This is a genomic window from Anabaena sp. AL93, assembly GCF_001672085.1.
GTDB lineage: Bacteria > Cyanobacteriota > Cyanobacteriia > Cyanobacteriales > Nostocaceae > Dolichospermum > Dolichospermum heterosporum.
The window spans coordinates 1-6,815 of the sequence record NZ_LJOU01000168.1; the positions used below are offsets into that span (position 1 = coordinate 1).

General features: G+C 41.9%; 3 protein-coding genes and 1 pseudogene. 1 reads left to right on the plus strand and 3 read right to left on the minus strand.

What is annotated here, in order from left to right; genetic code table 11:
- Positions 1 to 201: pseudogene (locus tag AN486_RS25785) on the minus strand (IS4 family transposase); the annotation flags it as partial.
- 83 nt (positions 202 to 284) lie between these two features.
- On the opposite strand from AN486_RS25785, the gene AN486_RS25790 reads away from it, so the two are divergent.
- Positions 285 to 860 (plus strand): hypothetical protein, encoded by a 576-nt coding sequence (locus tag AN486_RS25790; RefSeq protein WP_290602976.1) that lies wholly within the window; start codon positions 285 to 287, stop codon positions 858 to 860.
- 80 nt (positions 861 to 940) lie between these two features.
- On the opposite strand, the gene purF is transcribed toward AN486_RS25790, so the two are convergent.
- A complete protein-coding gene (purF, locus tag AN486_RS25795) occupies positions 941 to 2,431 on the minus strand; it encodes an amidophosphoribosyltransferase (RefSeq protein ID WP_290602977.1) in 1,491 nt (496 codons plus the stop codon).
- A 214-nt stretch (positions 2,432 to 2,645) separates the two neighbouring features.
- Positions 2,646 to 6,455 (minus strand): phosphoribosylformylglycinamidine synthase subunit PurL, encoded by a 3,810-nt coding sequence (gene purL, locus AN486_RS25800; protein ID WP_290602978.1) that lies wholly within the window; start codon positions 6,453 to 6,455, stop codon positions 2,646 to 2,648.
- Positions 6,456 to 6,815 lie beyond the last annotated feature (360 nt).

The following is a 6,815-nucleotide window of genomic DNA, read 5'->3' on the forward strand; positions in this document are numbered from 1 at the left end:
GCAGAGTTTACCTATTCCTAAAAATCTTTGTAGATTACGTTTCCTGCTTTCATATTTAATTGGTTGGGGAAACAAGCTGGCCAATTTTGACAGTTTTACTTGGCGATGAGCCTGTATTAATAACAACAATATCTCTAGTGTCAAATACTGCTGTTCACTCAAATGCTTTCGGAAAATTGTTTGATATGATTGTGGTAACATTTTTTGCTTCGGGGGCTTCTTTGTCCCTATTTTTTTACTCCCTTATTTTCTCAAATTATTGCCACATCTCATCTTCAACCGCCTTGTCACCCGTTAAGTTCATCACCAACAAACTATCTAAAAATTACCATCCTGTACATCCTTTAATCCTGGTTATCCTGATTCAGACAAATACAAATTTCATCACCAACAAACTATCTAAAAATTACCATCCTGTACATCCTTTAATCCTGGTTATCCTGATTCAGACAAATACAACTTTCATCACCAACAAACCATGTAAAAATTACCATCCTGTACATCCTTTAATCCTGGTTATCCTGATTCAGACAAATACAACTTTCATCACCAACAAACCATGTAAAAATTACCATCCTGTACATCCTTTAATCCTGGTTATCCTGATTCAGACAAATACAACTTTCATCACCAACAAACCATCTAAAAATTACCATCCTGTACATCCTTTAATCCTGGTTATCCTGATTCAGACAAATACAACTTTCATCACCAACAAACCCAACAAACCATCTAAAAATTACCATCCTGTACATCCTTTAATCCTGGTTATCCTGATTCAGACAAATACAACTTTCATCACCAACAAACCATCTAAAAATTACCATCCTGTACATTCTTTAATCCTGATTGTAATATGATGAAATACCAAATAATTGGTAATTGATAATTATAAATTATCAATTACCAATTTAATTACTTCTTGGATATTCCCAATTTTCTAAACTAGGGCTTTTTCCAAAATCAATTTAGAACGCTTCATTTTTTCAGGAATAGCCACAGGATAATCACCAGTAAAACAAGCCGAACAAAAACTATTAGTATCTTCTCTGGTTGTTTCTAGCATTCCTTCCCAACTCAAATAAGCTAAACTGTCAACTTGTAATTGCTTGGCTATTTCTTCGACTGACTTCGTAGCAGCAATTAATTGATCTTGGGTATCAGTATCAATACCATAGAAACAAGGATGAGTTACAGGAGGAGAAGAAATTCTCATGTGGACTTCGGCTACACCAGCATCACGCAAGGCTTGAACGAGTTTGCGGCTAGTAGTTCCCCGGACAATGGAATCATCAATAATTACAACTCGCTTACCGAATAAGACATCTTTAAGGGGATTAAGTTTCATTTTAATCCCTGATTCTCGCATGGCTTGGGTAGGTTGAATAAAGGTGCGACCAACGTAGCGATTTTTAATCAATCCTTCACCGTAAGCTATACCAGAGGCTTGGGAAAAGCCAATGGCGGCAGGGATACCAGAATCAGGGACACCGAAGACCAAATCAGCTTCTACGGGGGCTTCTGCCGCCATTTTCCGTCCTAACCGCATTCGATAACTGTATAGGGTTTCGTTGTGCATGAGGCTATCAGGACGGGCAAAGTAGATCATTTCAAAGATACAAAGTTTGCGTTCTGATTGTTGATGCCATTGAAATGATTCTAAGCCTGTTTCCGTGATCCAAACTAATTCCCCTGGTTGGACATCACGCAGATATTCTGCACCGATAATATCTAAACCGCAAGTTTCGGAAGCGAGAACGTAGCGGACAGGATCACTATCTAATGTGCCAATTACCAAGGGACGAATCCCGTTAGGATCACGGACTCCCATCACACCTACGGGTGTAGCAACAGTCAGGCTAAATGCTCCCTCGCACCGATGAAAGGCACTGGTAGCTCCTGTTACCCAATCTGCACCAGCGTTGACTTCTTGAGCGATCGCATAAGCAATCATTTCTGAGTCGGTTGTCGTTATTAAGTTAAACTTATCTTTGAGTAACTCTTCTCTCAATTTTACGGTATTGACTAAATTACCATTATGTGCAAGTGCTAATAAACCCAACCGAGTTTCTACTACAGCAGGTTGGGCGTTAACTTTGCGACTAGAACCGGTAGTGGAATAGCGATTATGACCAACTGCCAGATTTCCGGGTAATTGATCTAAGATGGTTTCATTAAAGACTTGAGACACCAAGCCCATATCTTTGTGCTGGTGGACGCGGGAACCATCAAAGGTAGCAATCCCAGCAGATTCTTGACCCCGATGCTGAATAGCGTACAATCCAAAGTATGTCAATTTAGCAACGTCTTGTTCTGGGGCATAAATGCCAAAAACACCACAAGCTTCTTCTGGCTTGTCAGGGCGATCCTCATGACTGTTGATTGGGTTGTTGGTAATTTGGGGGTATTCATCCGAATTAATGGGAATCATGCTGGTATTGCTCCTGGTGGGGATGTTGTTCAAAAGTCAAAAGTCAAAAGTCAAAAGTCAAAAGCAAAGAAATCCTACCTGTCACCTTGCTTTAGGGATAGTTGAAAACTTCTTAACTAATCTTTAACCATCCATTAAAACAGTACCGTAAATTGGTCAAGGATAGAGGATGAATTGTAAATTTTCATGTTTAAACCTTGATTTTTGCTGTTGCTTAGGTATTGGTGTAGATGGCGAGACGTTTGGAAATTGACAAAGAATAGCGATCGCTCATATCTTCGAGACTAACCTGGAGTAACTTCTGGTGATCTGTGGTTAAAATCTCTAAATTGCCGGAATTAGATACTGTTCCTAGCTTTTGCCAATTCTCTGGCAGATTTTTCTGTAAATAGGATTCCCATGCTTCTTGGTTTTCTTGACTCACAGAAACTAAAATCCTCGCCCCACCTTCACCAAATAGCACTTCATCAAAACGGGAATCGTGATTTGTAGAAATTGGGAAATTAATTTCCGCCCCCAAATTTCCCGACAGACAAGATTCCGCGATCGCTACAGCTAAACCACCTTCAGCCGAATCATGGGCAGAATTTACCCAACCAGCGCGAATACCATCACGACAAGCCTTTTGCACCAGCCGTTCTAAATCAAAATTAATTCTAGGCGGCTTACCAGCGATCGTATGATGAATAGTTGCCAAATATTCAGAAGCACCCAATTCTATTTTTGATTGAATTGATAAACCTAGAAGATAAATTATATCATCTGCATTTTGCCAACCTTGTCCGCAAATTTTCGTTAAATCAGGAATCAAGCCCACCATACCCACAACCGGAGTCGGGTAAATTGGTTGGGGATTACCTTCCGCATCGAAAGTTTCATTGTAGAGAGAAACATTCCCCCCAGTTACCGGCGTTCCCAACTCACGACAACCTTCACTCAAACCCCGACAAGCGGATGCTAATTGCCAATAACCAATGGGTTTTTCTGGACTACCAAAATTGAGGTTATCCGTCACAGCAATGGGTTCAGCACCCACACAACTAATATTCCGGGCAGCTTCCGCCACTACTGCCTTCGCCCCTTCATAAGGATCAAGATAGACATAACGAGAATTACAATCTACCGTAGCCGCAACACCGGATTTTAGATTTTGGATTTTGGATTTTGGATTTTGGGGTGTTTCTAAGGGACGGATACGAATGACAGCCGCATCAGCACCACCGGGTAACAATACGGTATTATTTTGAACTTGATGGTCATATTGGCGATAAACCCAGCTTTTAGAAGCAATGGAGGGAGTATCTAACAAAGTCAATAGAATCTGATTCCAACTTTGCAGACTTCCTGCAATTTCAATACCCGCAGCATTGCCAACAGGTAAACTATCACTTGTCCATTGCCATGCTTTTTGGGCATATTCCGGGGCTTCTGTTAATAATTCTCTTTCATACAAAGGCGTATTTTCCGCCAAAGCATCAGCCGGGATTTCGGCAGCTATTTTCCCCTCAAACCAAATTCTGACAATGGGTTCTTCTATTACTGTCCCCGCAACCACCGCTTGTAGTCCCCAACGGTGGAAAATATCAATTAATTCCTGTTCTCGTCCTTTTTCGGCAACAAACAACATTCGTTCTTGAGATTCCGAAAGCAGGTATTCATAAGGAATCATTCCCGATTCCCGCACCGGAATTTTATCTAAATCGAAATCAATCCCCACACCACCTTTAGCCGCCATTTCCGAAGTTGAACAGGTGATACCCGCAGCCCCCATATCCTGTGCTGCCACTACAGCCCCAGTTTTAAATGCCTCTAAACAAGCTTCAATTAAGGACTTTTCGACAAATGGATCTCCCACTTGCACAGCGGGACGGTTATCCATTGATTCATCAGTTAATTCCGCACTGGCAAAACTCGCGCCGCCCATACCATCCCGTCCGGTGGTTGAACCTACATACAGCACAGGATTTCCGAAGCCAGAAGCCCCTGATTTGACAATTTCCGCCGTTTCCATCAAACCCAGCGCCATGACGTTGACAAGGGGATTGACCGAGTAAGCGGGGTCAAAATAGACTTCACCACCAACGGTGGGAACCCCGACGCAGTTATGAGTAACAATCCCAGATGAAGTTACAAAAAGATGGGTGTGATCTACTTCCACATCGTAAACATCACATTCATCAACGGCTTGACATTCGATACTTTTAATTTTGACAACAGCCACATCTGCCGCAGACTGAGTAAAGCGGGGAAATGAATATTTACTGCCATTGTAACGATTCAGGGCAACTGCTAATTCTGCATTGCGCTGTTGACTAAAGACAGTTGCTAATTCTTTTAATCCCGCAAAATTACTAACTTCCAATTGCCATAATAGTTTGCGAATGTGCTTACGTCCCTCTATTTCTCCTTCCCCCGCTGGTCTTTGATAAATATAGGGCATGACTCCTTGACTTTGCAGCAGGATAACTGTTTGTTCAAACAATTGATGGCTGGTTGTCCCAAAACTGATTTTGGCATGATTACCATTAGTTTTTGTAGTCATTGAACCGTCACCACGCAGTAAGCCTTTCAGGGCTTCACGCTGCAAATTTTGTGACCATTGAAAAATACAAGCGGGAAAAGCCTTATTACTGGCTTGAGTTCCACATTGCCATACATTTTTGAGGAAATGCCCTAATAACCACGAAGTTGCATAAACAGCGATAGTATAAGCGCGTTTTTCCACACAGGGGCGTAATCCTAATTGCTTCAATCCAGCAATTACATCTTCAACATACTCTGTTTCATGGTGGGCAAAGGTGAAAATAATTTTGTATGTGTTGCCATTTTGGGAAACGCAACCTTCAGACAAGAAATAGCCAATTAATCGGGCAAATAATTCATTTGGCTGAATAACTGCTGGCATATAGTTAGCTTTGCCACGTCGGAATAGACTAATATCACTGCGGGAAACGTTAAGCAGCAGTTCTAGGGCTAAAAAGTGAGAAAGTGGGAGTCTACCAGTGCTTAAATAGTGATGACGATTAGTAGCTGAAGGTTCAATTAACCGCAATGCAGTCCGCACAACTTCCGTGACTTGCCAATTTTCCGGTAGTTGTACATAAACATCTTTACCACTAGCATCTTCTGGGTTTAAACCAGCAATTAAGTCTAGGGGTGCGTTTTGGTTTTCTCCTGGTTCTAATTCCGGTAAAGCGGTGATAATGGGAATTTGATCACCCACTTTTAAAGATTGTGCTGGGGATACATCCCATTGACCTTCTGCACAAATTACCATGGGATGGTCTGGGGTAACTATCAGCTTACGCCCCAAAGCGGTGCGGATAGTCATGAGATTTTGGGTACAACGTTTGAAAATACGGCGGACACGCTGCCAACTTACAGTATGCTGATCTGGGTCTAAGGACAGGGTTGTAACTGCATTAGCATCGTCTATCTCTAAAGTGTGGACATTAGCAGGTAAGCGCGATTCTACAAAATTACCAATCGTATCAAAATGCACACCTTCTTGATCTTTCCAGATAAATGTTTCGCCACTGACCAAACAGTTACCATAATGGGAGATTCCCGCAACTACACCTGTAAACAATCTTTGGGTTTTGGGATCATTCAAATCCCCAAACCGCAAAGAATTTAATAAGGCTATGGGACGCGCCCCCATTGTAAAGATATCTCTTAATATCCCACCAACTCCGGTGGCTGCACCTTGGAAGGGTTCAACGGCGGAAGGGTGGTTATGGGATTCTATTTTAAACGCTAATTGTAGTCCGTCGCCAATATCCACAACTCCGGCATTTTCACCTGGTCCAACGAGGATGCGTGGTCCGGTGGTGGGAAACTGTTTGAGTAAAGGGCGAGAATTTTTATAACAGCAGTGTTCTGACCACATTACCCCAAACATACCGAGTTCGGCTTTGTTGGGATGACGACCTAAGCGACGGATGATTTCTGTATATTCTTCTGGTTTTATGCCTTCTGAGGCTATTTCTTGCGGAGAAAAGGGATTTTCACCAAATATGGTCATGGAAGTTATGCACCAAGGGGACAGATGAATATTCTATCTGAGATTCCCGACTTCTTTTTTTTTATAAGGAAGAACGCCGAAAACCCTTGAAAATGTGGGTGACTCAGGAAGCCACATTTGGGCTTTAGACAAGGGATGAAGGCTAGTACCGCAAGGCGGAAGTCAAAAGTCAAAAGTCAAAAGTCAAAATGAAGACAGTATAGGCTTTTGGAGGATTTAGAATGGTTGGTTTATTTACGCCGTTTTGTACTAGAGGCAGGATAAATCCTGCATTGATTTTAATCCATATTCGTGATACAACTATATTGTCACTAAAGACATAAAAAGCTACCGAGGGACTCTCGGAAAGTTACGCTTGTC